The 25,633-nt window shown below is 46.1% G+C and carries 22 protein-coding genes; 13 read left to right on the forward strand and 9 right to left on the reverse strand.

Going from position 1 to position 25,633, the window contains the following annotated elements:
- The first annotated feature begins 738 nt into the window (after positions 1 to 738).
- The 5 genes from ACFOEE_RS10585 to ACFOEE_RS10605 all read left to right on the forward strand — a co-directional run bounded on the left by ACFOEE_RS10585 (position 739) and on the right by ACFOEE_RS10605 (position 4,964).
- Positions 739 to 1,416 carry a class I SAM-dependent methyltransferase gene (locus tag ACFOEE_RS10585; protein ID WP_377123978.1) on the forward strand — a complete coding sequence of 226 codons (678 nt, stop codon included), beginning with the start codon at positions 739 to 741 and terminating at the stop codon, positions 1,414 to 1,416.
- 8 nt (positions 1,417 to 1,424) lie between these two features.
- Entirely contained in the window at positions 1,425 to 2,006 is a 582-nt protein-coding gene (yihI, locus tag ACFOEE_RS10590; RefSeq protein ID WP_377123980.1) for a Der GTPase-activating protein YihI, read from the forward strand.
- Positions 2,006 to 2,521: a DUF2489 domain-containing protein gene (locus tag ACFOEE_RS10595; protein ID WP_377123982.1), complete on the forward strand. Its 516-nt coding sequence runs from the start codon at positions 2,006 to 2,008 to the stop codon at positions 2,519 to 2,521. Before yihI ends, ACFOEE_RS10595 begins: the two co-directional genes overlap by 1 nt.
- A 227-nt stretch (positions 2,522 to 2,748) precedes the next feature.
- A complete protein-coding gene (locus ACFOEE_RS10600; RefSeq protein WP_377123984.1) occupies positions 2,749 to 3,402 on the forward strand; it encodes a trimeric intracellular cation channel family protein in 654 nt (217 codons plus the stop codon).
- A gap of 53 nt (positions 3,403 to 3,455) precedes the next feature.
- Positions 3,456 to 4,964 (forward strand): YifB family Mg chelatase-like AAA ATPase, encoded by a 1,509-nt coding sequence (locus ACFOEE_RS10605; RefSeq protein WP_377123986.1) that lies wholly within the window; start codon positions 3,456 to 3,458, stop codon positions 4,962 to 4,964.
- Positions 4,965 to 5,164: 200 nt separating this feature from the next.
- On the opposite strand, the gene ACFOEE_RS10610 is transcribed toward ACFOEE_RS10605, so the two are convergent.
- From ACFOEE_RS10610 to ACFOEE_RS10620, 3 genes are all read right to left on the reverse strand, one after another.
- Positions 5,165 to 5,872 (reverse strand): winged helix-turn-helix domain-containing protein, encoded by a 708-nt coding sequence (locus ACFOEE_RS10610; RefSeq protein ID WP_377123988.1) that lies wholly within the window; start codon positions 5,870 to 5,872, stop codon positions 5,165 to 5,167.
- A 162-nt stretch (positions 5,873 to 6,034) separates the two neighbouring features.
- Positions 6,035 to 8,494, reverse strand: a complete 2,460-nt coding sequence (locus tag ACFOEE_RS10615) for an alpha/beta hydrolase family protein (protein WP_377123990.1) — start codon at positions 8,492 to 8,494, stop codon at positions 6,035 to 6,037.
- 181 nt (positions 8,495 to 8,675) lie between these two features.
- Positions 8,676 to 9,884: an EAL domain-containing response regulator gene (locus ACFOEE_RS10620; protein WP_377123992.1), complete on the reverse strand. Its 1,209-nt coding sequence runs from the start codon at positions 9,882 to 9,884 to the stop codon at positions 8,676 to 8,678.
- Between the two features lie 170 nt (positions 9,885 to 10,054).
- On the opposite strand from ACFOEE_RS10620, the gene ACFOEE_RS10625 reads away from it, so the two are divergent.
- Positions 10,055 to 11,068, forward strand: coding sequence for a metalloprotease (locus tag ACFOEE_RS10625; protein ID WP_377123994.1), 1,014 nt, complete (start codon positions 10,055 to 10,057; stop codon positions 11,066 to 11,068).
- A 24-nt stretch (positions 11,069 to 11,092) separates the two neighbouring features.
- On the opposite strand, the gene ACFOEE_RS10630 is transcribed toward ACFOEE_RS10625, so the two are convergent.
- On the reverse strand, positions 11,093 to 12,406 hold the full coding sequence (locus ACFOEE_RS10630; RefSeq protein ID WP_377123996.1) for a short-chain fatty acid transporter: 1,314 nt from the start codon (positions 12,404 to 12,406) through the stop codon (positions 11,093 to 11,095).
- 181 nt (positions 12,407 to 12,587) lie between these two features.
- Here ACFOEE_RS10630 and ACFOEE_RS10635 point away from each other — a divergent pair, with 181 nt between their 5' ends.
- Positions 12,588 to 12,812, forward strand: a complete 225-nt coding sequence (locus tag ACFOEE_RS10635; RefSeq protein WP_377123998.1) for a hypothetical protein — start codon at positions 12,588 to 12,590, stop codon at positions 12,810 to 12,812.
- A 64-nt stretch (positions 12,813 to 12,876) separates the two neighbouring features.
- Here the strand turns inward: ACFOEE_RS10635 and ACFOEE_RS10640 are convergent, their stop codons facing one another.
- A complete protein-coding gene (locus tag ACFOEE_RS10640; RefSeq protein WP_377124000.1) occupies positions 12,877 to 13,791 on the reverse strand; it encodes an AEC family transporter in 915 nt (304 codons plus the stop codon).
- A gap of 209 nt (positions 13,792 to 14,000) precedes the next feature.
- Between ACFOEE_RS10640 and ACFOEE_RS10645 the strand changes: the two genes are divergently transcribed.
- Positions 14,001 to 14,372 carry a YacL family protein gene (locus ACFOEE_RS10645; protein WP_377124002.1) on the forward strand — a complete coding sequence of 124 codons (372 nt, stop codon included), beginning with the start codon at positions 14,001 to 14,003 and terminating at the stop codon, positions 14,370 to 14,372.
- A 145-nt stretch (positions 14,373 to 14,517) separates the two neighbouring features.
- On the opposite strand, the gene ACFOEE_RS10650 is transcribed toward ACFOEE_RS10645, so the two are convergent.
- Complete coding sequence (locus ACFOEE_RS10650) at positions 14,518 to 15,219, reverse strand: 2OG-Fe(II) oxygenase (protein ID WP_377124004.1); 702 nt, start codon at positions 15,217 to 15,219, stop codon at positions 14,518 to 14,520.
- A 29-nt stretch (positions 15,220 to 15,248) separates the two neighbouring features.
- Here ACFOEE_RS10650 and ACFOEE_RS10655 point away from each other — a divergent pair, with 29 nt between their 5' ends.
- Positions 15,249 to 15,650: an acyl-CoA thioesterase gene (locus ACFOEE_RS10655; RefSeq protein WP_377124006.1), complete on the forward strand. Its 402-nt coding sequence runs from the start codon at positions 15,249 to 15,251 to the stop codon at positions 15,648 to 15,650.
- An 18-nt stretch (positions 15,651 to 15,668) separates the two neighbouring features.
- On the opposite strand, the gene ACFOEE_RS10660 is transcribed toward ACFOEE_RS10655, so the two are convergent.
- Positions 15,669 to 16,829 carry a hypothetical protein gene (locus tag ACFOEE_RS10660; protein ID WP_377124009.1) on the reverse strand — a complete coding sequence of 387 codons (1,161 nt, stop codon included), beginning with the start codon at positions 16,827 to 16,829 and terminating at the stop codon, positions 15,669 to 15,671.
- 45 nt (positions 16,830 to 16,874) lie between these two features.
- Positions 16,875 to 19,694: an excinuclease ABC subunit UvrA gene (uvrA, locus tag ACFOEE_RS10665; RefSeq protein WP_377124011.1), complete on the reverse strand. Its 2,820-nt coding sequence runs from the start codon at positions 19,692 to 19,694 to the stop codon at positions 16,875 to 16,877.
- A gap of 122 nt (positions 19,695 to 19,816) precedes the next feature.
- On the opposite strand from uvrA, the gene ACFOEE_RS10670 reads away from it, so the two are divergent.
- The 4 genes from ACFOEE_RS10670 to ACFOEE_RS10685 all read left to right on the forward strand — a co-directional run bounded on the left by ACFOEE_RS10670 (position 19,817) and on the right by ACFOEE_RS10685 (position 24,606).
- A complete protein-coding gene (locus ACFOEE_RS10670; RefSeq protein ID WP_377124013.1) occupies positions 19,817 to 20,587 on the forward strand; it encodes a substrate-binding periplasmic protein in 771 nt (256 codons plus the stop codon).
- A gap of 51 nt (positions 20,588 to 20,638) precedes the next feature.
- Positions 20,639 to 22,021: an MFS transporter gene (locus ACFOEE_RS10675; RefSeq protein WP_377124015.1), complete on the forward strand. Its 1,383-nt coding sequence runs from the start codon at positions 20,639 to 20,641 to the stop codon at positions 22,019 to 22,021.
- A gap of 17 nt (positions 22,022 to 22,038) precedes the next feature.
- Positions 22,039 to 22,683, forward strand: coding sequence for a single-stranded DNA-binding protein (gene ssb / locus ACFOEE_RS10680; protein ID WP_377124017.1), 645 nt, complete (start codon positions 22,039 to 22,041; stop codon positions 22,681 to 22,683).
- 276 nt (positions 22,684 to 22,959) lie between these two features.
- Positions 22,960 to 24,606 (forward strand): EAL domain-containing protein, encoded by a 1,647-nt coding sequence (locus ACFOEE_RS10685; RefSeq protein WP_377124019.1) that lies wholly within the window; start codon positions 22,960 to 22,962, stop codon positions 24,604 to 24,606.
- Here ACFOEE_RS10685 and ACFOEE_RS10690 read toward each other — a convergent pair.
- Positions 24,584 to 25,501 (reverse strand): 1-aminocyclopropane-1-carboxylate deaminase/D-cysteine desulfhydrase, encoded by a 918-nt coding sequence (locus ACFOEE_RS10690; protein ID WP_377124021.1) that lies wholly within the window; start codon positions 25,499 to 25,501, stop codon positions 24,584 to 24,586. The two genes, ACFOEE_RS10685 and ACFOEE_RS10690, sit on opposite strands and share 23 nt — an antisense overlap.
- Positions 25,502 to 25,633 lie beyond the last annotated feature (132 nt).

The following is a 25,633-nucleotide window of genomic DNA, read 5'->3' on the forward strand; positions in this document are numbered from 1 at the left end:
AGAGTGACTCCACCAAAGTCTAATTGGCGGATGTAAAGATTTTATTTACATTTAGCTTGGGAAAAAGCGGCTAAGCCGCTTTTTTTGTATCTTATTGTGAGATATATCTCACTTTTTGTGTGAGATAAATGCCATGCTAGGTTGTAAGTCATTACTCAAATTTAAGCTTGCGTTCATTTTAGACTATTGTTATTAAACATTTTTTGTAATTGTTAATGAGTTTTTTGAAAGAAATTTATCATTAACCTGTTGTAACAAATCGGTGAGAGAGTAAATTATTCCCTGTCGCAAACAAACAATAATAACACGGAGTAACTCGTAGGAAGCGGGGCGGCAACGACTAGTGTCATGAAGACACACCCAATGGAATCGCTAATAAAGCGTTAGGAAGACCGATAAGAAGAAATAGCACGGAAGTCTCATAATAAAAACAAAATGGAATATCACGGAAGTCTAAAACAAAAACAATACGGATAGACAACAAACAATAAGAACAATAAAAAAGACTTAAAAGTCGAAGGGAGAAGTGTCCGATTCGGAGACGCTCAGATCTACGGGCGATAGAGTTTACTCTATCGCCTTTTTATTTTTCTGCTTTACTGATTTCATCATTTCTTCCTTGCGCTTCTTAAGCATGCGCTGCAACTTCAAGTAAGAAGGCTATAACTACGTCTAGAAGTGGAAATTTCTTGCCACCTTATTGCTCAGCAATGGTACAATACACGGCTAAGATGGTAATTGAATCGCGCGTCTGTGTTTGTACAACCCTGTGGCCTGTGTGGGCATTCTCAACCGCTACTGTTTAGTCAGGATAAAAGGCGTCAGTTTTGGCAGTGTCAGCACTGTCACTTAGTTTATGTGGCACAAGTCCACTATCTCAGTGCGGCGGACGAAAAAGCAATCTATGACCAGCATGAAAACTGCCTTGAAGACGAGGGATATCGCCGCTTCCTAAGCAGAGCTGCGGTACCTGTGCAGGAAAAAGTGAAGCTGCCTGCGACTGGATTGGATTTTGGTTGTGGTCCCGGTCCTTTGCTGGCACGCATGTTGACCGAGTATGGCTATAGTATGCAGTGTTATGATCTATACTATGCCAATAACGTAAGTGTGCTGGATAAGTACTACGATTTTATTACTTGCACTGAAGTGATAGAGCATATTGCAACACCAAACCAGACTTTGGCTCGGTTACTAAGCATGCTAAAACCCGGTGCGCCGCTAGTGTTGATGACCAAACTGGTGCTGGATGCCGAAAGGTTTGCCAATTGGCACTATAAAAACGATTTAACCCATATTTCATTTTTTAGTCGCGCGACATTTGACTATATTGCGCGCCACTATGATGTCGGACTCGAGTTTATCGGGAATGATGTCATTGTCCTAACAAAGTATGCTACGTCGACAGACGTAAGGTGATATACGAAATGACCAGAAAGAAAAAATCGCGCAAAGTCGGTGGTACAGGTGTTCCAAGACTAAGCAAAGAGAAATTGCAGGCGCTACGTGCAGAACGTGAGCAGCGGGTGAAAAAGTCTAAAGGCTTGAAAGCAGGTTCACGTAATAGCCAAGAAGCGAAAAAGCCGCTAGAAAAAGCTAATGGCGGCAAAAATCAAGACGCACGTGTGGGTAGTAAAAAGCCGGTGGCTTTAGTGCCGCAACAAGTTGCGCAAGTAGACGGCCAAGAGGTGCAGTTTAATCGCTCAGCTATGCCACAGGTAACACTACGCAAAGTAGCGCCACCAAGCTTAACGCCTGAGCAAGAATTGGCGCAGTTGGAAAACGATGAGCGTTTAATGGCGCTAATTGATAAGCATGAACGCGGTGAATTATTAACTGGCAAAGATGCTAAGTACTTTAATAAGTCTATTGCACGTCATCAGGAGCTGTGCGAAATCTTAGGCATAGATGACGAAATGGAAGAAGATGAGTTGCTTGAAGACGATCCGCTGGCGCAGTTTATGAGTGATGATTTGGCCCGCGAATGGCTAGATGACGAGGATGACTAATGGCTATTGAGTGGGTAATTGCGCTACTGGTTGGCGCGGTCGTGATTGCAGGACTGGCTTTTTACGCGGGTAGATTACTTTGGCAAGTTAAAGCGCAGCGACTCAGTATTGCTAAGCAACAAGCTGAAGCACAAGCGCGTCTTGAGGAGTCAAAACGGCAGCGTAATAGCAAACTTGCAGACAGTATTCATCTTATCGCACGCGCGATGAAAGAAAAGCAATGCGAGTATTCTGAGGGCTGTTTAAGGGTTTGGGTGTTGATGTCGCAGTATAGTTTTAGCCAACAACGGCAGCTTTCTGATGACTTCGCTGGGATCTTTAAAATGTACGATGCAGTCAAAGAAATGCCCACTCATGACGCTCGCAAGAAATACAGCAAGAAGGAGATCTTTAAGTTAGATTCAGCGCGCTGGCGTGCCGAAGAGCAACTTGAAGCCGAGATCCTCGCTGATTGCGAAAAGCTGCTGGTAGAATTTGCCCCTTTGCCTGGCAGCGAAAATGTCGTGTTCAATTAAACGACATGACTGATAACAACTTAGGTTGATAAAAAAGGGTGACGTAAGTCACCCTTTTTTATAGGCTAAAAGTGATGTAGGACAATCTGCTTGAGCAGTTACAGTGTGTAGGTTGGTATATTTGATGCCGTACTTGGCTAGCTTTGCTTCCTGCAACAGAGCGACTCGATTAAGCAGAGCGGTGTTATAAACTATTTCATAAGCCTCTTTTTAGAGTGATGGAAAAGATGAGTGAATTTTTACATTGGTTTGATTTACTTGGTGTTGCCGTATTTGCCATTTCGGGCACTTTGATAGCGCATAGCAAACATATGGATGGTTTTGGCGTGGTGGTGCTTGCCACTGTCACAGGTATTGGTGGTGGCACGTTAAGGGATGTGATCTTAGATGCGCCGGTGTTTTGGTTGCATGATCCGAGCTATTTTGTCGCCATATTTACCGCCGTAGCTATTGCGATTGTGGTGCTAAACCATAGGCGCAATATCCCCACACAGTGGTTGCAAGTTGCAGATGCCATTGGACTGGCATTCTTCGCGGTAATGGGAGTACAAAAGGCGCTAGGTTTGGGCATGCCAGCCACGACCGCAGTGATCATGGGGGTATTAACGGGGTGTTTTGGTGGTGTGATCCGCGATGTGTTAGCTCGCGAGATCCCATTATTGTTAAAAGGTGAGTTATATGCCATCACCTGTATTGCTGGGGGAGTGGTCTACACCCAAGCGCTTACTTGGCAAATCAGTCCTAATATTGCAGCAGTGGCTGCCATGACGACCACTTTATTGTTGCGCTTAGCGGCTATGCGTTGGCATTGGGTTATTCATGTGTTTGATTATCATGAAGATAACTCATTAGCAAAACCAACAAATAAAGCTAAGCTGTAATTATCTTGGGGCGATTTTACGCCCTTTTTCCGCATTAAATTAAGGACAAGGATATGTCTTTAGCAACTGTGTTAACCCGAGCTCAAGTCGGCGTGCAGGCACCACTGGTGCAAGTGGAAGTGCATCTCAGCAATGGTTTACCGGCATTTCACATTGTTGGGTTACCAGAAACATCGGTAAAAGAAGCCAAAGAGCGGGTGCGCAGCGCCTTGCTCAATTCCTGTTTTCAGTTTCCTGATCAGCGTATCACAGTGAATCTTGCCCCTGCTGATTTACCCAAAGAGGGTGGGCGTTATGACCTCGCTATTGCGATAGGTATTTTGGTGGCGTCAGGGCAATTACCAGCAGCCGCGATTGCCGATAGCGAGTTTTTTGGCGAGCTGGCGCTACGTGGTGAACTTCGAGCTGTCCATGGTATCTTACCGGCTGTGATGGCCGCAGCACAGGCGCAGCGTTGTTGTTATTTACCTTTAGACAATGATGCCATGGCGAGTTTAGTGAAATCGGCGCAGCGATTTGCCGTAAGCTCTTTGCAACAGCTGTGGGCAGCACTGAATCAGCAACTGCAACTACCGTTTAATCAAGATTATGACACCTTACCTGCTCAGCCAATCGATGAAATTGATTTTGCTGAGGTGAAAGGTCAAGCTGGCGCTAAGCGGGTGCTGGAGATTGCCGCGGCGGGGGGTCACAATGTGCTGTTTTTAGGCCCACCAGGTACGGGTAAGTCGATGTTAGCTCAACGTTTTGCGACCATCTTACCACCTTTGACTGATGAAGAGGCGCTGCAAAGTGCAGCACTCTATTCCTTGATTGGCCAACCTATTCACTTAAACAACTGGCGGCGCAGGCCGTTTCGTAGCCCGCACCATACCTGTTCTGCGGTTGCTTTAGTTGGGGGCTCATCTAATCCCAAGCCTGGTGAGATTTCGTTAGCGCACAATGGTGTGTTGTTCCTTGATGAATTGCCAGAATATGAGCGCAAAGTGCTGGATTCGCTCCGTGAACCAATGGAAACTGGGATTGTAACCATTTCACGTGCTGCTCGACAAGTAGATTTCCCCGCGCGCTTTCAGCTGATTGCTGCACTCAACCCAAGCCCTACCGGACATTACAGCGACCGCCGAGCAACCCCGGAACAAGTATTGCGTTATCTTGGAAAAATTTCTGGGCCATTTTTAGACCGTATCGACCTACAAATTGAATTGCCGCGTTTATCCAGAGCGGAATTGCAAAGCGAGCAGCAAGCAGAAAACAGCGCAGCCATTCGCGCTCGAGTACAGCAAGCGGTTGATTTTGCAAGGCAGCGGCAAGGCAAACTCAATGCGATGCTCGGCAATCAAGAGTTAACTCAAGTGTGTGCCTTAGCTCCTACAGACCGAGCTTTTCTTGCGGCGGCGAGTGAGAAACTGGCACTTTCGCCACGTTCTTATCATCGTATATTAAAAGTCGCTCGAACTATTGCTGATCTTAAGCTGCAGCCGACAATTGGTTTGGCAGAGTTGAAAGAGGCACTTAGCTATCGCGCATTTGAGCGCTTATTGACGCAGTTGACGCAATAAACAGATAACCTGAGCTTCGGATAATTAATATCTCTCTAGCAGCCAATTTTAACGCTAACTGCGTTGAATTCACTGTCAATAGCTCTCTATTGGTGCGTAAATTCGCCTTGTTATCCTTAAAATTAGCTGGCTAGATGAGGGTAAAGTTAATGCTTCCCTTAAAAACAATGAGTTAATCTATTTCTTATCCAAACCTCAGGTTAGATAGACAGCATGTAACCTTTACCGCGCACGGTAACGATACGTTTCTGATCTTTTTCATCATTGAGTTTTTTGCGTAGGCGGCCGATGAGTACGTCTACAGTACGGTCGTTGGGGCTCCAATCAACTTGACCAATTTCTTCAGAGATTTTTTCCCGTGAGGTGGCCTTTCCGGCGTTGGCAATTAAGCAGATCAATACTTTGTGTTCAGCTTCGGTGAGGCGCGACTCAATCCCTTGTGGGTTAATCAGGGTGCGGTTATCTGGATGCAGTTTAAAGTCGCTGTACTCGATGTACTCTTCTTCTTGCTCGTCATCGACAAAGGTGTGAGCCAAACGTTTATAGAGCGCCCGCATGCGCAGCTCTAGTTCGAGTAAATCTACAGGTTTACAAATATAGTCGTCGGCACCTTGCGCCAAACCTGCAATCCGGTCTGCTTGAGAATCACGGCTAGACAACACAATTACGCCGATATTGGTGAGGGTGTTTAACTCTTTGGCGAGCTGTAAGCCATCACGCACAGGTAAGACGACATCAACAATGGCAAGTCGGACAGGATGATCGCTCTGGGCGCTGTCGTGAACTTGTTGCAATGCTCGCGCGCCTGTATCGTCTACTGAGAAGGTAAACTCAGTATCTTGAAAGTGACTTTGAATGCGTTTAACTAAAATTTCGTCATCTTCGACTAACAGGACGTGAATTGTCATACTCTGCCTATACTTGTAACAATATTCCTATATTAGCATCGTAAAAACGCCAGTGAGAAGGTTTGCTTTATTAAATCTTTGTAAACAATGAGCTTGAATTGCAACGACTTGTTTCTAAAATATGGGCGTAGGGTGAAAAGGGCCAATTAGGCCCTTTTCAATTTACTGTTGTGAATAAATATATTGCCACCATTGCGGCTCATCTTTTAGGTGCATATCGAAATAGGCCAGCATAGTATTCCACCACTTAAAACGACGGTCGCGTGCAAAGATCTGGTGGTCTGCGCCTTTAAACTCCACCAATTCAACGTCTTTACCGAGCACTTTCAACGCTGTATACATAGTTTGGCTTTCACCTGGCGGAACGTTAGTATCAGCGTCGCCATGGATAAGCAGCAAAGGCGAGTTTACTTTGTCAGCATGGAAAACTGGGCTGTGTTGGCTATAAAGCGTTGGGTTATTCCAAGGGAAGCTATTTTTTGAGGCTTCACCTGAATACAAATAACCCCACCAACCTTGACCCCAGTATGACGTAATGTTGGAGATCCCCGCATGAGCAATAGAGGCGCTAAATAAGTCGGTTTTGGTCGCCAGCAACATAGTCATAAAGCCACCATAAGAAGCACCTAAATTACCGACTTTGCGCTTATTAACGAAGCTGTAATGGTTTAAAAACGCTTGAGTACCTTGAATAATATCTTCTGCGGTATGTTCGCCCCATGCGTTGACATGTTGAGCTGAGAATTGTTGACCAAAACCAGTTGCGCCTGTGGGTTGTAGGACGTAAACCACATAACCCTGAGCAGCCCAGTGATTAAACGGATAACGACCACTAAAGCCACGATTAACTGGTGAAGTTCCGCCATAATAGTAGACTAAAGCGGGATACTGTTTGGTGGTGTCTAAATCGGCGGGCAAATAAACGCGGCCTTTAATTTCAACGCCCGCTTTGTTGGTGAAGTTAAATTCTTCCAGTTTGGCTATTTCAGCATCTTGATAAGCAAGTGGCGCAGAATCCCACAAGATGCTGGCTTTATTTTTGCCTACTTCAAGCGATTTTAATTGCTGGGGAGTAGAGGCTGTGCTGCCGCTAACCAACACTTGCGACTTTTTACCTTGGCTGATTGCAAAGCCATCAACGACATCAAAGCCTGTATTAAGCTTTTGGAAGCTCGCTTTGCTGCTGTCGTAGAAGTACAGTGGCTGAGTATCTCGCTCTGTGACTTTGAGGACTAAATCGTCATCCCCACTCAGGGCGATATCTCCGATGGCTGGATCAAAAGTTTTACTTAAGGCTTTGGCTTGTTTGCCATCACGACTAAGCCAATACAACTGGCCGTCATAATTATTGGCAAGCATGTCGTTTGGTAAGTCGCGACCTAAGCCGTTCATAAAATCTGGACCTGCGACAACATAAAATCCATCTTTAGTGTAGAGAGCTTGGTTAAAAGTACGGTATTGGCCTAATAAGGTTTCTTGCTTAGTGCTAAGGTCAATTTCTACTAATTCCGTGAGCATGTGCGGCGGCGCTTGATAATCCGCAGGGGAACGAGTCACTAGGATTTTACCCCGAGCAGTGTCGATATCGGCCAAACTATAGCTCAACTTATTGCTGCTGACGGCTTCAATAAGACCGGAGCGAAGATCTAAAGTATAGAGCTGGCTGTTATTGCGAAAATACGACCAACGGTCTTCTAGGCCGCGGTAGTGTTTAGTAAGCTTGTCTTTGTCATCGGTATTTTTTGACCAACTAAATAACAGTGTATTATCGTCTAAATAACGCCAGTCACTGGCGCCCTCAATACTTGGCGCAATAACACTCAGTTGTTTGCTGGCAAGGTCGAGCTGTTTTAATTGACCTGCTTCATCGAGCAAGACTTTTTTACTATCGGCACGCCATACCAGTTGATTGGCTTTGCTGTGTTCAAAGCGGTAGTGAATATTGCCTTTGCTATCGAGCAGCAAGGTTTCGAATAGCGGCGTGTTACCTTGGCTATCTTGATAATGACGTTGAGTATAAGCGTGCAATTGGCCATTGGGGGCAATGCTCAATGCGCTAATGGTTGGTGCGTCAAACAGCTGTTTGGCACTCAGTGCTTGCTGTGTATCGCCGCTTCTAGTGATTAGCACGTCGTGTTGATTTTTGCCGGTAAAGTCTAAGTCGACTTTCTGCCAATCATCTACTTGCTCAGCAATGATAAGTAACTGATGGTCGCCACGTACCAATGCTAATGACAACTCGTTGGTATCCCCCACGCGTTCGCCATTTAAATACACAGTCGCTTTTTGTAAACCTTGTAGCTTGAGCGTACCTTGGGTAAAGCGTTCGGTACTAAATTCATAGCGCAGTGCCTGCATGCCCGCTAAAGTTAAGCCGGAGACTTTATCAAGGCGCTGCCAGTTGAGGGTTTGTGTACCAAGTTGCAGTGATTGTTTTGATTTGACCAACTGTGGCGCTAAGGTATCAATAATAGTGTTACGAAATGGGGTTTCATGGGCTTTGAGTTTCGCGCCCTCAGCAAAAGGACCTATAAATTCAATAGCTTGTTTTTCTATGCTGGCAGCTTGTAGCGGACTTGCAAGCGCGCAAAGCAACAGCGATAAAGTGGTACGTAGCGTCATTGTTGAGCCTGATGTAGGTAAAATTTACCTGACTATAACATGATTTTTGCCCATGGCACTGGGCATGCGACTAGTGGAGGAGGAACACGTTTAACCAGTAGTGGCAGCTTGTTAAGGTTTGTGGCCCACAAAATTACCATCGGTTGCTAGCGTTTCATTCCTAAGGCAACCGCTACGAACCTTAATTATTAGAATTGATCATCCGCAGCCAAGACAGCGCCCAACGAATAAATTCGCGCTTAGGTTTTGGTCTAGCGATTAAATAGCCTTGCATCATCACGGTGTGCTTGTAGCGCTCAAGATAATTTAGCTCTTCCACTCGTTCTATACCTTCGGCCACCAAGGCAATGCGTTCGTTTTGCGCAATATCGACCAGACCATCAATGATCACTTGAGAGAATCTATCGGTATCAATTTGGCTTATCAAAGAACGGTCGATTTTTATCTCATTGAGCGGTAACGTTTTCAGTTGCTGAACATTGGTAAAGCCAGTGCCGTAGTCATCTAATGAGATATCAAAACCGCGCATCCGCAAACGGTTGAGCGTCTCAAGCTGTAATGGGCGGTTAAGTGGTTGATGCTCGGTAATTTCAAGAATAATGTTCTCAGGTTTTAAGCGATTCAACTCGAGAATTAATGCCAGCTTATCAGGGCAACTGAAATCATCGAGTTGCAGCGGTGAGAGGTTAAACGCCAGTTTGACTTCTCCATTTAAAGCTTGACGGATCTCTTGGAAATCTTCGGTAGCTTTTTCAAATAGCTGAAAAGTAACTAGATTGATCAGATCTAAATCTTCAGCCACACCGATAAAGCGATCTGGCAGTATGGTCTCGGCATTTTCTTTGGTGACAATACGAGCCAGTACTTCAATACTGGTAATGCGTTTGCTACCACGATTAATTTTGGGTTGGTAAAAGGGCGTGATCTCATTGTGGCTGATAGCGTGCAGTAGCATATCTTCGGTGATCGGTGGGTGTACTTGAACATCAGGCTGAATAAAAAAGTTCAGCTTTTTCAATACTCGATCGACTTCTGAGAGCTGCACCGGCTTTGAGATATTACCAAGCAAATGAGCATTACTCATACGCGCTAAGTTCGAGGCGAGCTCCATGATTTTATTGTCCATTTCAGAAATAATCACTATTCCGCCTGGGTATTTCAGCTCGCCTAATTGGCGAATGAATTCCATGCCGTCCATTTCGGGCATATTGAGATCAGTAAAAATCGCATCAAAGTATCGTGGCGATTGTTTGACCTTCATTAGAGCATCTGCGGCACTCAGTTGATAGCTGACTTCTTTTATGCCTAACTCGGCCAATATAGCCTGCATCACCATTAAAATGGCTTGTGAATCGTCTACCACCAAAATTCTTTTTGCTGCGATCTGCATGTTCGCTCCTTCGCTTGATCGAATTAAGCCTTAATAAAAGTGTAGTGCACTTTTGCGCTAAGTCACGCCAGTCAAAGCGATGTCTGTTTTTCAGAAACGCCGCTCCTAGGATTGAGCAAAAATAGCTTAGTTGCGATAATGCACGTTATGTTCAGAAATAAGTAAGCCTTATGAATCGTATTGAATTACAAGTTGGCGATGAGTATTGCCACCTGTTGTATAACCAAACCGAACTGCTGCAGGTATTTTACCAGCAACAAGCCATTGCGCTTGAGTTAGTGTCAGCACATTGTTACCAATGCCAATTAGGCACTCAGTCCGTACAAATCGATACCACAGATTTGGCTGCCGGCAGTATGCAAATCGCAGTTAATGGACAGCCTGCGGTTGCAGTGTCTGTGCCGCATTTTGAGGTGGAAACACGGCAATCAAAATGGGGCTTGCTGGCACTGGGTTTTAAGCTGTTTAAAAGTACCAAAGTGATTAAAGCCGCTTTGGCTGGCGCCTCAGTGGCAGGCTATGCGTGGTTGTTTAGTTGGGAGTTTGCCTTGATGTTGATAGCTTGCTTAGTGGTCCATGAATACGGCCATGTGCGGGCGATGCAATATTTTGGCATCAAGACCAAAGGCATTTACCTCATTCCCTTTGTTGGTGGTTTGGCGGTGTCAGATGACAAGATCATCACCCGTTGGCAAGACGTGGTGATCTCTTTAATGGGGCCCGCATTTGGTTTGATCACATCCGTGGCTGGAGTGCTGCTTTACTACGCCACTGAGCTGGAGATCTTCGCGGGTGTTGCGGTATTAAGCGCCTTGCTCAACTTGTTCAACCTACTACCTATGCTGCCATTAGACGGTGGTCATGTGCTGAAAAGCATCAGCTTTTCGAATCGCTCATGGCTGGGCTTGGCGCTGTGTATGGCGGGGATAGGGCTTGGGCTCTGGATCAGCTATACATTCGGTTTGATGTTATTGGTGTTCTTCTTATTTTTTGGTGCCTTGGAAGTGGTGTTTGAGTGGCGCATGCGCCATGCTTCACATTTAATTCCGCTAGACCGCTATGGACAAATTGTCTCCGCGATAATGTATGTGCTGGTGGTCGCAGGCCATATCGCGGTGATCATGCATTTTGCGGATTCAGAGCATCCTATCCTGAGTTTGCCGATGAAAATACTCGGCAGCTAATGCCAGCGTTAACTTGGGTGGCAGCTATGCAACCCAAGTTAAACAGGCTGCAATCACAATGCCACTGACGCACAGTTGTAAGACACAAAATCCCATAATATCTTTGGCGCGTAGCCCCGCGATTGCCAGCACTGGCAAAGCCCAGAAAGGTTGAATCAGATTGGTCCACGCATCGCCCCACGCAACGGCCATGGCCACACGCGGGAGATCCGCGCCCAATGCTTCTGCGGCGGGTAACACGATAGGGGCTTGCACCGCCCATTGGCCACCGCCAGAGGGCACCATAATATTGATAAGCCCAGCACTGATAAAACTCCAAAACGGTAAACTTTCTGCACTGCTGATAGCGATAAATGCGTTGGCAATATCCGCGGCAAGCCCAGATTTGACCATTACAGCCATGATCCCTGCATAAAATGGGAACTGGATCACAATACCTGAAGCTCCTTGAATCGCAGTTTGTAAACTCGCCAAGAGCCGCGCGGGTGTTTGGTGTAGTGTGATAGCCAAAAATAAAAATAGTGCGATGACAATATTGAGGTTTAAGGCACCTGCAAGGAAGATAAAGTAATAGCCAAGATAGCTAAGCCCCACTAAGCCAATAAGAGTGCCAAGCATGCGGCTATGCTCAAGTTGTTCGGCGGGTGTTGTTGGGGTAGCAGTTGCTAGAGGGGGAGCAGTTAGCTGGCGAGGATCGACGATAACTCGCTGTTGTGGTTTCGGCAGTAGTGCGAGGTTTAAGATGGGCATCACGATGAATAGCGTGACGATAATCGCTAAGTTAAACGGTGCAAATAGGGTGCTACTGGCTTCAATCACCCCCGTCCATTGCTCAGCGAAATGTCCTAGTGTGGCAATCGTTAAAGGCACAGAGCCAGAAAGCCCGCCATGCCAAACGATAAATCCAGAATAACTGCTGGCAACTAGCAAGCGGTAGTCCACAGCAACACGTCGAGCCAGTGCTTTGGCAAACAATACCCCGACCACCAGACCGAATCCCCAATTAATCCAGCTTGCTAACATTGCAACTAGCGTAACCATGACAATGGCAGCCGCTGCGCTCGTGGCTTTACTCGCTAGTTTGTCTAGCAGTTTGCTGCAAAATGGCGTGTTGGCGAGCATGTGGCCGCTAATTAATATCAGTACCATTTGCATCGCAAAGGCCAGTAAGTTCCAAAAACCATCGCCCCAAGCCTGCAAGGCGCTAATTGGGGTCATAGGCGTCCAAAGCACGGCACAGCCTAATACTATTAGGGTGAGTAGTATCACAAACACGAAGGGATCGGGCAGATAGCGCTCAACAACTTTGCTTAGCGGTTGGGCGATTCGATTCAACATAATAAGTAAATCCTGTTTTTTTTGACCAAAAGTTAGCAAAATACACCATATAAAAACGTGTGCTAATTTCAGTTTTTTATAATGTTATTGATTTTAAAAGACTTTACGAATTGGCATAAAACCTGTTAATGATCCAATATAATTGACAGATTTCAATAATAAAGTGAAAAGTGAGGTTTCTATGGCTGGACAAGGTTCTGGTGGTAACGTTATCGCTGCTATTTGTAATGTATTCTTCCCAGGTTTGGGTCAATTAGTGCAAGGTCGGATCTTAGCGGCTTTGATTTTTGCCATCGCGTTTTTTGGTGGTGCTGCACTGTGGTTTTTGGTGCTACCTGGCATCGTTGCGGCGATTGCGTACGTATGGGCTATTATTGATGCGGCCAAATTTAATCCATCAAATTAACCCTTGGCCTAAAGAAAAAACAGCAACAGCCGAACAAGTTGTCGCTGTTTTTTCACGTCTTGATTTATCCTACTTGGGTAAAAAACACCAGCCAAGCTGATAGCGTTAGGCCGCTTAATAAAGTCGACAGCACCACAGTACTGGCAATCGTCGCTTGTTCGCTGTTGAGTTGTCGTGCGACTAAATAAGCGTTAACGCCAAGTGGCGCTGCACTCATTAACGTAACCACAGTAAGTTGCAGCTGCGTGAGGTTAAAAACCCAATGACCTAAGCTGTACACCGAGAAAGGCAAAATGACTAATTTCACAGCGCTGAGCATTAATGCCATGCGCCAAGTGCTGCCTACTTTGTACTGATTTAAACTCGCCCCCAACACAAATAACGCGCCCGGTAAGGCAGGTTGACCAAACAATTGCAAAGTTTTCCCCACTAATTCAGGCAGTGGTGGTAGCAAGACATTGGCCAAAATACCTAAGCTAATGCTTGCAACAATTGGGTTATAGAGCAAATTGTTGACTAACATGCGACGGCTTTGTTGTTGACTTTGGGCAAGAAAAAAGGTCAGTGCAAATAATAGCGCACTATGAAATGTAATGATCATAAACACCATCGCACCGGCATCAGTACCAAAGGCAAATAAAATCACAGGTAGCGCAACGAGCACGGTATTGGAGTATGTGGTGCCAAGGGCAATACTCGCGGCTTGATTGGTGGCACGACCTCGGCGTCGCATATTCAAGTAGCTGAGTAAAAACCAGCCTAACACTGGAAGATAAAACGCTAACATGCTGGGTAAATTAAATTGCGTTGCGAGATCGGCATTTAGCATATTGGCAAACAAGAATACTGGCATTACCAAATTGAAGATAAAGTGTCGCACTCCGTCTAGTTGGGGCTGCGAGATCCAGCTGTAGCGAGCGGCAATATAACCAACCAACACAAGGGCAGCCAAAGGAAATAAGGTAGTGAGAGCTATCATGGCTAGACTAGAAGTGATCTTGAAGTAGTAACGCCAGCAAATTATCGCAACCGTCTTAGCACAAAGCAATGACCACGCTGAAATATACCGCTTGCAAGACATTCGCTACGCTACACTATTTCAGTGTACGACCCAGTAAATAGCGCTTAATTCTCCTGTACTGACAAGCAACTTTCAGTACAATGGCGCGCTGCTAGTCGGAGGTTGTTGTGGAATATCAATTTATAAAAGATCCTTTATTTGGGATCCGGGTCAGAATGAGCGATGAACATAGTTTGATTGGCCGCTGGTTAAGCGACGAGATAGGCAACGCGCGCTTGGCAGAAGTCTTTGCTTGGATTGCCAAAATCAAGCAAGGTCAAGATACTGTGGTGGACGCAGGGCGTGAAGTGCGTTTGACGCTCAATCGCGACGAAGCGTTGTTTGAAGCCCATGCGCTGTTTTTTAATGATGACAGCCAACTTGATGAATATCGCGATGATGCGCTCAACTTTGCTGATGAAGGCCTTCACGCCGCCTGTGGTTTTGAGGACTTTTGTGCCTTACTTGAGGATTTCCAACAGTTTTGCCAAGGCCGCTAACCTAAGCGCTGGCTATTAAAGTTAGGGCGTCGATTTGCGCCCAAGCCCAAGTTGTTATGTGCATGTGGCCTTCTCCTACGGTTGATTGCTGGCAATTCAATCATGGCACATTGATGCCGAGCTGGAAGGAGGCCATCACCTCAGGTTATTTATGCTGACCGTAAATTTGTTCGGCACGATTAAACAACACCCAAGAAGTCAGAATATATTTGTCATTAGACTTGGGAATATTACCACGGTGAGTGTGGGTAAAATACCCCGGAGCAATCACCATAGAGCCTTGTTTTGGCGTAAGCTTACGTTGCTGGTAATAGAATTCAGTCTCGCCACCTTGCGCTACATCATTTAAATAAAACATAAATAATAGCACGCGATGTAAGGCTTCGTTGTGTCCTGCTTGCGGATAAACTTCGCTATGCCAGTATGGGTAGCCGCCTTGATTTACCGTGTATTTTTGCGCTTGAATAGCCCCTAAACGAAACAGTTGTTGCACCAGTACTGGTAACTGTGGTTTGGCGACTTCGGCAAAATTATCAACCGTGACATCCACTGGCTCACCGGTTTTTGGGTGGTAAACTTTTAAGCCAAAAGCACCTATCATCATAAAAAAGTGTTCTTCAATATAATCAAACACATGTTTTGCGGTGACCTGTTGAATATGCTGTAGTTCATTGGCATAGTCGGCATGGTTATTGAGATACAAGTCTTGACTGATTTTTTTGCTGAGATCAACACCGCCTGATGTACGCCCAACATTGACGTGAGGAGATTGTTCAAAGGTAGCGATAAAACGTTGGCAGAATTCAGGTGTAAGCGCGTTTTCATAAACGCGGATAAAATCAGTCATAGCTAAACCTAATTTTTATTGGAATTGTTATGTTTAAATTAGTAGAAACCGTGCAACCACGTTTTAGTGAAACGGATGCACTTGGACATATCAACAATACCGTAGTACCGGTATGGTTTGAAGCCGCACGTACCCCAATCTTTAAAATATTTACCCCAGATCTTGATCCAAAGCAGTGGAAATTGATCATCGCTAAGATTGAAGTGGAGTTTAAAGGCGAGTTGTTTTACGGCGAAAACGTTGAGTTACGTACCGCGATAGAGCGGATCGGCACGAGTTCTTACGTGATTGTGCAACAAGCTTGGCAACATGGCGAATGTTGCGCAGAGGGCAGAACTGTGATGGTACGTTATGATTTTGCAGCCAAATCCTCCGTAGCCCTAAGTGCAGAGGAGCGCGCAGGGCTCGGTGCATATTTGCTGCTAGATTAGCAGTTAATCGAGTTCAGCCTAAGGCTGAACTCGAAATTGATGGCCAAGCGCAGCTGAGATACAAGGTTTTACTTCAAACCTATACCTTGCAGGTTGAGCTGGGTCTTTGCTTATCTCAACGATTTCAAAGTCATTTAGTTCAACGATACGGCTGTCTGGACTATGTTCACAGCGTGAGCGTTCATCTGCTTCTTGGAAGAAAATGAAATTGGCTAGAAACTGTTTTAGGCGAGTGTCGTAAGCCTGCTGATTAAGCTCTTCCTGTTCCCGCGACATTTGTTGTTGTAATTCTAGTAGCTTCACTTCGGATTCTTGTTTGACCGCAGAAAGTGCCGGCTGCGCAGTTAAATCGACATTAGGTGGCGTTTGTTGATCGGCGGAATTGCCTAGCTCTGTATCGCTAGTTGGCGATAGCTCAGTGCTATTTTTATTTCGGTAGGTGAGCTCGAGAGAATTCCTTTGTTCCGCTTTACTCACCCCTTTGTAACTGATCTCAAGACCGTTATCAAAAGAGTTTTGTACGTCTTCTGGTATTAGGCCATTAAAGCCACTGGCGATACCATTTAAAGTCTCATTTACGCCCTTAGACATGCCACTGGATTGCAGAAACATGGTCAATTGCAGTAATAATGCAAGACAAAAACCAAACCGCAAAATAGCCGTTGTAGCAGGAAAACGATAGTGCGGTGGATGCCACAGCGCGTGACTGCCAAAAGGGCGTAATAGTAGCAGTGCCAAAATGTAAAACGGCATGGCTATTTGCGCTAATAACAGCACAATAATCGTGGTCAGGAAGAACCACGAGGGAATAGACAATAACACTGCAATATTGTGGGTATAAGGGAAATGCTCTGCAGCAACGCCGGTAATATCATTTACGAGTCCTGCCGCTTGCACTAGCGCATAATTAGCGACAAAAGCGTAGAAAAACAAAATTATCGCTTTGCCGGGCAAGCTTTCCCAAAAGCGATGGAATTTAGGCCAAAACTCCTGCGCTAAAGCGATTAACGCGATGAACAATCCGAGGTGATAGAACCCTTCGTCATGTTGCTGCATGGCACCGACAATACAGATAAGCGTTGCTGAAACATAGCACCGCTGAGCGAAATTGAGCGACAGCCAAAATGCTCTGATAAAAGCAATTGGCCGCCAACGTGATAATGGGGCGAGTAGGCGCATCACAGTCCCTGTTTATTATTGTTTTAATGCGCCTATCTTAGGGGCTTATAACAATGGCTGCAAGTAGCGTCCAGTATGAGAGCCAGAAAACGCCGCCACTGCTTCTGGGGTGCCTGCGGTTAAGATCTGACCACCACCTGAGCCACCTTCTGGGCCTAAATCCACAATCCAGTCTGCGGTTTTGATCACATCGAGATTATGCTCAATCACCACAACGGTATTGCCATGGTCGCGTAAGCGATGCAGTACCACTAAGAGTTGCGCAATATCGTGGAAATGTAACCCAGTGGTCGGTTCATCTAATATGTACAAGGTTTTACCTGTATCGCGCTTAGATAACTCTCTTGCTAACTTAACCCGCTGTGCTTCACCCCCAGAGAGCGTGGTTGCTGCTTGACCAAGACGAATATACGATAAGCCAACATCCATCAAAGTTTGTAGTTTGCGGTTAATCGCAGGGATTTTATCAAAGTATTGGCAGGCGTCTTCAACCGTCATTTCCAGCACTTCATGGATGTTTTTGCCTTTGTATAATACTTCCAACGTTTCACGATTATAACGTTTGCCGTGACACACATCACAAGGCACATAAACGTCTGGCAGAAAGTGCATTTCTACCTTAAGTACACCGTCACCTTGGCAAGCCTCACAGCGGCCGCCTTTGACGTTAAAGCTGAAACGCCCAACCTTATAACCACGCGAACGGGCTTCTTGAGTACCTGCAAACAGCTCACGAATGGCGGTGAAAATACCGGTATAGGTTGCGGGGTTAGAGCGTGGAGTGCGGCCAATCGGACTTTGATCTATGTCGATAACTTTATCGAAATGCTCTAGACCTCTAATTTCTTTGTACGGCGCTGGCTCTGCGGTGGTGGCGCCGTTTAATGCTGTGTGCGCTAACTGAAACAAGGTATCGTTGATCAAGGTAGATTTCCCTGAGCCTGAGACACCAGTGACACATGTCATTAACCCTACAGGGAGGCGTAAATCAACATTTTTCAGGTTGTTACCACTGGCACCAAACAACTCCAACCATTGCTCACCTGGTTGATGGCGCTCGGCTGGCACTGCGATACGCTTAGTGCCGCACAGATACTGTCCTGTCAGTGAGTTGGGGTTGGCCATAATCGCATCGCGATTACCTTGCGCCACGACATAACCGCCATGGACACCGGCGCCTGGGCCAATATCGATAATGTGATCTGCTGCGCGAATCGCATCTTCATCATGCTCAACCACAATCACTGTGTTACCTAAATCTCGCAGATGGGTAAGGGTGCTCAGTAAACGGTCATTATCACGTTGATGTAGGCCGATAGAGGGTTCGTCGAGCACATACATGACGCCCACTAGGCCAGCCCCAATTTGGCTGGCTAAACGAATACGCTGCGCTTCACCACCAGAGAGTGTTTCTGCACTGCGCTCCAGTGAGAGGTAATTCAGTCCGACGTTGACTAAGAAGGATAAACGGTCGCGAATTTCTTTGAGGATCTTTTCCGCAATTTGCGCTTTTTGCCCGGTCAGGCTTAATTCACCAAAAAACGCCAGCGCATCACCGATACTCATTAGTGTCACTGTGGGTAAATTGGTTTGGCCGATAAACACATGGCGTGCTTCTTCACGTAGTCTTGAGCCATGACAGCTTGGACACGCTTGCGAAGTCTGATATTTAGCAAGATCTTCGCGCACTGAGTTAGATTCGGTTTCATGATAGCGGCGTTGCATGTTGTTGAGGATCCCCTCAAATTCATGTTGCCGAGTTATCACATCACCTCGGTCGTTACGATAATGAAAGGCGATTTTTGTCCGGCCGCTACCTTCTAAAACCACTTTTTGCACGTTCGCGGGCAATGATTGGAACGGCACGTCCAGATCAAAATGATAGTGTTCAGCAACCGATTGCAGCATTTGAAAATAATAAAAACTGCGCTTGTCCCAGCCTTTGATCGCGCCACCAGCAAGGCTTAGCTCAGGGTTTTGCACCACACGCTTCGGATCAAAATACTGCCTCACACCAAGACCATCACAGCTTTGACAAGCACCCGCGGGATTGTTAAAGGAAAACAGCCGAGGTTCCAATTCGGTCATGGCATAGCCACATGTCGGACAGGCAAAATTGGCTGAGAAGATCAACTCTTCACTCAAGCTTTCGTCCATGGCGGCAATTTGTGCAATACCACCTGATAACTCAAGTGCGGTTTCAAATGATTCGGCAAGACGTTGCTGGAGATCCGCTTTAACTTTGAAGCGATCAACCACCACTTCAATCGTATGCTTTTTGTGTAGCTCTAAGGTGGGTGGATCAGAGAGGTCGCAGACCTCACCGTCAATCCGAGCACGAATGTAGCCTTGTGCCGCGAGTTGCTCGAGCAGTTTAACATGCTCCCCTTTACGCTCTTTTACTACTGGTGCGAGCAGCATTAGTTTACTGCCTTCAGGCAAGGCTAAGACGTTGTCGACCATTTGCGAAATGGTCTGGGCAGTTAAAGGTAAATTGTGGGTTGGGCAACGTGGCTCGCCAACGCGGGCAAACAATAATCTTAGATAATCGTAAATTTCAGTGATGGTGCCAACAGTGGAACGCGGGTTATGTGACGTCGATTTTTGCTCGATAGAAATAGCTGGTGAGAGCCCTTCAATGTGGTCGACATCTGGCTTTTCCATCAGTGACAAAAATTGCCGAGCATAGGCAGAGAGTGATTCAACGTAACGGCGTTGGCCTTCTGCGTAAAGTGTATCAAACGCCAGAGACGACTTTCCTGAACCAGATAACCCTGTGATAACAATCAATTTATCGCGAGGAATGGTCAATGAGATGTCTTTCAGATTGTGGGTCCGAGCACCGCGTACTTCAATGTTATCCATACTGATCCTGTGTGATGATATAACTGTGATTTTGTACAGTATCGCATACTTTTTTAATTTAGGGAGACCCTAGTTTAAAAAAAGCGACTAAGCTTTGTTTGTTAGGATTATTTGGGGCAAGTATGACGCGGGGTTGGTTTTTCCTGTGGGTGTTCTTAAGCGGTGCTTGGTCTGCTGCGGTACACGCCGATGCACAATGTGAATTAAAAGTTCGGTTTGAGAATTATGCCGAGTTGGCTCGTCAAGATGAAGAACTGCGCTGGCATGGGTTAGACGTTGATTTTGCTAAAGCGCTGTTAGATAAAGCGGGGTGTCGTTATCGCTTTATTGGTGCGCCGTGGGGGCGCGGCATGAAAATGCTGGAGCTGGGCGAGATTGATTTGGTTTTGAGCGTAAGTAAAAACCCTGAGCGGGAAAAGTTTGCATATTTTATCGGTCCACAACGTCAAGAAACCATAGTATTTGCCATGAATCGGCATAAACCCTATGAGCTTAACTCACTACCAGAACTATTTGCATTAGCGAAGCCAGTGGCGATTGCCCGCGGGGCTTTTTACGGGCGGGAATTTGCTACACGTCTTAACGAAATGGCTGACGCGGAACAACAATTTGTATTTGTACCGGATAACAAGTTGAAAATCGGCATGTTACAAAAGCAGCGTATCGCTGGCTTTTTGGAAGAAAAATACAATCTCATTTACCAACAGCAAAACAACCCTGATTACGCAGATGTGGTGATCAGCGACTTTATTGTCAATCAAGAACCCGTCTATTACGCCTTTAGCAAAGTGTCGGTTGACGAACATTTGTATCGACGCCTGTTAAAAGCGTATCACTCACTGCAAAATAGCGGTGAACTACAAACTATTTTGCACAAGTACAAGCTCAATTAATTGTGATAGACTGAGCGCCGTTTTTTTGATCCAGTTTAAAAGACGGGAATTATGTCTACTGCCGCATTGAATCAATTAGAAAAACGCGCTGCGGTCTCGCTGGCTAGCGTGTTTGCGTTTCGTATGTTGGGCTTATTTATGCTCATGCCGGTGTTGGCGGTTTATGGTCAGCACTATCAGGATGTTTCACCCCTTTGGATCGGTCTTGCGATTGGCGCTTATGGCCTGACGCAGGCATTATTGCAAATCCCGATGGGATGGTTATCAGACAAATTTGGTCGTAAGCCGATTATTATTACTGGTTTACTCATCTTTGCGCTTGGTTCAGTGATTGCTGCGCTGGCAGAGTCTATTTATTGGGTTACGTTTGGCCGTGCATTACAGGGAATGGGGGCGATAGCGAGTGCTTTATTGGCGCTTGCCGCAGATCTCAGTCGTGATGAGCAAAGACCAAAAGTGATGGCCGTGATAGGCATGTGTATTGGGTTGAGTTTCGCCGTGGCGATGCTATTAGGCCCGATGGTGGCAGCTTCGTTTGGCGTTGCGGGCGTGTTTTGGCTTACGGCTGCACTAGCCATTGTGGGTATTGCGGTAATTTTATTGGTGGTGCCAAATGCAGTTAATCGCGCGCCAAAAGGTGACACCTTAGCGACCATACCAGCCATTAAAGCGCTCATCAAAGATAGACAATTGCTGCGTTTAGATTTAGGTGTATTACTGCTACATTTAACCATGACCACCTTGTTTGTCGCTTTACCCGGTCAATTGATCACACAAGGATTGGCGGCAGAAAAACACTGGCAACTGTACATTCCAGTGTTTTTACTGGCTTTTGTGCTAATGGCACCGATGATGATCATCGCCATTCGTAAGCAACAAGAACGTGCGGTATTTTTGAGCTGTATAGGCCTGCTGATTGTCAGTACGGCATTGCTGAGTATGATGGCAACCAATCTTTGGGTGATTGCGACATGTATGTTAGTTTATTTCGTCGCTTTTAATTTCCTTGAAGCCACTATGCCAGCTTTGGTATCTCGTCTTGCGCCAGTGTCGCAAAAGGGGGCTGCCATGGGCGTGTTCTCATCAGGGCAATTTTTTGGTGCTTTTTTAGGTGGCATGTTAGGGGGGGTTATTGCACAATACCTGAGCGCCCCTTTCGTATTTGCCGCAGCAGCATTGGTTGGGGTATTATGGTTGGTTATCGCATGGCAGATGCAAATACCGCCGCGAAGTAAAATGATCAGTTTGGTTGCTAACTTAACTGAGCAGTCCAGCCCAGAGCAAGTGGCGGCGCAGTTGGCAGCCAAATTAGTCGCTTTGCCAGGTGTGTTGGAAGCAACTGTAGTCAGTGAAGAAAATCGCTGCTATTTGAAAATAGATGAAAAACAGTTTGATATTAACGCGGCAAAGCAAGTTGTCGGGTTAGGCGAGTAAGTTGAGGAGACGGTGCCATGGCACGTGGTGTAAATAAAGTTATTTTGGTGGGTAATTTAGGCCAGGATCCAGAAGTGCGTTATATGCCTAATGGCAATGGTGTTGCGACAATTAGCATCGCGACCACAGATAGCTGGAAAGACAAAAATACTGGCCAGCTACAAGAGCGCACAGAATGGCACCGTGTGGTGTTATTCGGTAAATTAGCTGAAGTGGCAGGCGAGTATCTACGTAAAGGCTCACAAGTATATATCGAAGGCCGTTTACAAACCCGTAAATGGACAGATCAAGGTGGTCAAGAACGCTACACTACTGAGATTGTGGTCGATATGGGCGGTCAAATGCAGATGCTTGGTGGCCGTGGAGAAGGTCAAGGTGGTGGCAATTACCAATCAGCGCCTGCACAACACAGCGCGCCACAGCAAGGTGGTTATGCACCACAACAGCCAACGATGCAACAATCTGCACCACAAAGCAACCAATATAATCAAGGCGGTTTCTCACAGCAGCAAAGTGGTGGTTACGGCCAACAGCAGCCACAGCAACAACACCAGCCTTATGGTGGAGGTTTTGCGCCCAAGCCACAACACTCTGGCCCGCAAGGTGGTGCAAGTAATCCAATGGAACCGCCAATTGATTTTGACGACGATATTCCGTTCTAAATTGGTGTAAAAAATTTCTGCTGTCATTGAAAATCTCGGCAGCAGAATAGTCGGCATTAGCGTCGGCTGAGAAAACCCAGCAACTCAACGCTGGGTTTTTTATTGCTATTTATCTGAGACCTAGGTGCCTCAATAGCCTAATCGAGTGACATTCCAACCCCCATCCTTGCAGATTGTGCGCTTTTGAACAACACTTGAAGAAGTCCTTGGTTGTGTTGCCGTCTTATGAATTGGTTTTTGGAAATATCACGCAAATATGGAGTGCTACTGTTAGTTATGGCAGCGCTGACATGTGGCTGGTATTTCGTTAATGTCACGCTTTATCAAGTGGCGCATGAGGCATTACATCAACGTGGTGTGAGTTTGGTGCAACAAATTGCGCAACGCGGGCTGCGTGCCGAGCGCGATGAAGACCAAATTAAAATCAATGTTTTACTAAAAGAGCAAGGATTTAGCCTAGCTTCTCAGGCAAATGAACGTAATCAATGGTTTTTTAGTGAGTTAGAAAGTGAGGTTTTCCAAGCGAAAGAGCTCACACTCAGGCTCGCTCACCCTAGCGTCGGACTATATTATGGGCATTGGTTTGTGGTGTTAAATGGCAGTTTGCTCGTACTGTTGATGCTTGTTGCCACACGTTTACGTCCTCGCGTTACCACGCCACCTTCAGTGAAGGCTCCTGAGTTAAATAACCTTGAAGCGAAGTCGCAAAGTACTCCCCTTGTAACTTTTAAGCCCACCTCATATCCATTGCCAAACTCCACACCACATCATTTTGCGGCTTTTGCCTTAGTGCGCTGGCAATGCGCTTTACCAGCTCAACTTGATACTGCCATGCATTTTAATGTGGTACTTAAGAAACGCTTTGTTAAAAATTTACGCTGCTCGATTAAATATTTACGTTCAGGAGTGTTAGCTGTCACTATTACTGAGCCATCGCAAGCGGAGGTGCAACATGCCGCTTCACATCTTCATGAGTTTATCTATCAGGCGCTACTGGCGTTTCGTGGCGATTTATCACGTAGTGCGGTAAAAGTCGGAGTTTGTATTCACCCGTTATCTGCAGAGTCGGCCAAAGTATGTCAATGTGCGCGCTCGGCACTAGCGATGGCGTCAGACAATCCTTGGCAGCACCAGCATGAAATGGTGTTCAGCCATACCCATAAAGCTTTGCAGGAAAGCGCTAAACAGGTCTTTAACTATATAAAAGAAGGACGTTATGTGCTGTTTTTTCAGCCGTTATTTGGCTTTGAGCAACAAGATATTATTGCCAGTGAGGTGTTGCTGCGGGTACGTCACGCTGAACTAGGGATGCTGGTGGCAAGGCAGTTTATGCCGTATCTGAAAGAGCCTGAGCAATTTATGGAGCTAGATAAACATGTTATTAAACAAACACTCAAGTTATTGGCCAATGAGCGACAACCACAAAAGGTCAGCGTGAATGTACATTGTATAAACTGGTGCAATCGAGGTTTTCGTCGTTGGCTGGTAGAAACGTTGGGGCAAAGTACTCTGGCTGAGCACCTGACTTTTGAAATATCGGCGGCAGATTTTTATCAGTATAACGTGCAGCTCCATAGCTTCTTTTGTATTTTAGCAGATCTCGGCTGTGGTGTGGTGGTTGACCATATTGAACGCGCACTGCAACTTGCTAAGTTCCGTGGTAAAGTCGGTTTACGGGCGTTGAAGCTTGGTGTCAACCTAGTCCAAGAGATTGAGCATGATCAGCACAAACAACGGGTGATCCGCGATATTTTGGCACAAGCGAAAGCGCTTGAACTACCGCTATATGCCGTGGGGGTTGAAACACCAAGTGCACTGCGGTGTTTACAAAAATTAGGACTTAAAGGTGCGCAGGGGCATTACTTCAGTGAAGCGATGCTGCAATTTGCCGCCTCAGACCTTAAATCAGGTCACGATACTTAAGGCCCATCAGCCCTTGCAAACCACCGGTATGGATCATGACGATTTGACTACCACGAGGAAAATAGTCCCGCTCTACTAGCTGCCAAAGCGCATAAAAGTGTTTTCCGCTATAAACAGGTTCAAGTGGGATGGCAAACCGCGCTCTGAATTGTTGGCAAAATTGCCAGAGTTCAGGGCTAAACTTGGCATAGCCACCACCATGAAACTCTTCAAAAATAGTCCAGTTTGCTTGTTTGGCTGCTTCGGGGTTAAGCGCCATAACTTGCTCTTTGAGCGCTGCTGCACCTTTGAGTACCGCTATACCCAATATGTGAGTGTCAGTAGCCACCCCCTGCAGTAGCCCTGCCAATGTGCCACCGCTGCCGACCGGACAACTGATGTAATCAGCTGGCGGTAAAGTCTGAGCAAATTCGGCAACACCTAGCAGGGCAAGCGTGTTGCTGCCACCTTCTGGCACTATATGTAAATCAGGGTGAGAGGCTTGCAATGCTGCTAAGTAGTCTGGATCATGGCGCAGACGATAGCTTTGTCTATCCACTGCCTGTAAAGTCGCACCGCAAGCTTGTGCCACTTTGAGCGTGGGATTGTGCTTATCAATTTGATCGGTTCTTACCATAAGATGGCAACGTAAGCGATGAAGGCGACAGGCCATCGCTGTTGCGTAGAGATGATTTGAAAATGCCCCGCCAAAGCTTAAAATACCTTGAAAGCGCTGTTCTTGTGCATACCGAAGATTATACTTAAGTTTATGCCATTTATTGCCGTTGACGAGCGGATGGCAGAGGTCGTCCCTTACTACTTGGATCTCCAGACCTTTTGCGGTTAGCCAAGGATCTTGCAAAATTTGTCGAGGGGCTGGTGAATAAATCGACATCGGGCTACTTAAAATAGTCATCAAACCTGCCTAGTTTAACAATAGCCTCAGACAAAATGCTAAAAATTCCCAACAAAACTGGTCAGATGTACTCTAATGGTTGTAAACTCAGATATTAATTGCGCAAAGCTTGTGTTTTAGGTGCTAAGTACA

The sequence above is a fragment of the Pseudoalteromonas fenneropenaei genome (assembly GCF_042643375.1).
In the GTDB taxonomy this organism is placed as follows: domain Bacteria; phylum Pseudomonadota; class Gammaproteobacteria; order Enterobacterales; family Alteromonadaceae; genus Pseudoalteromonas; species Pseudoalteromonas fenneropenaei.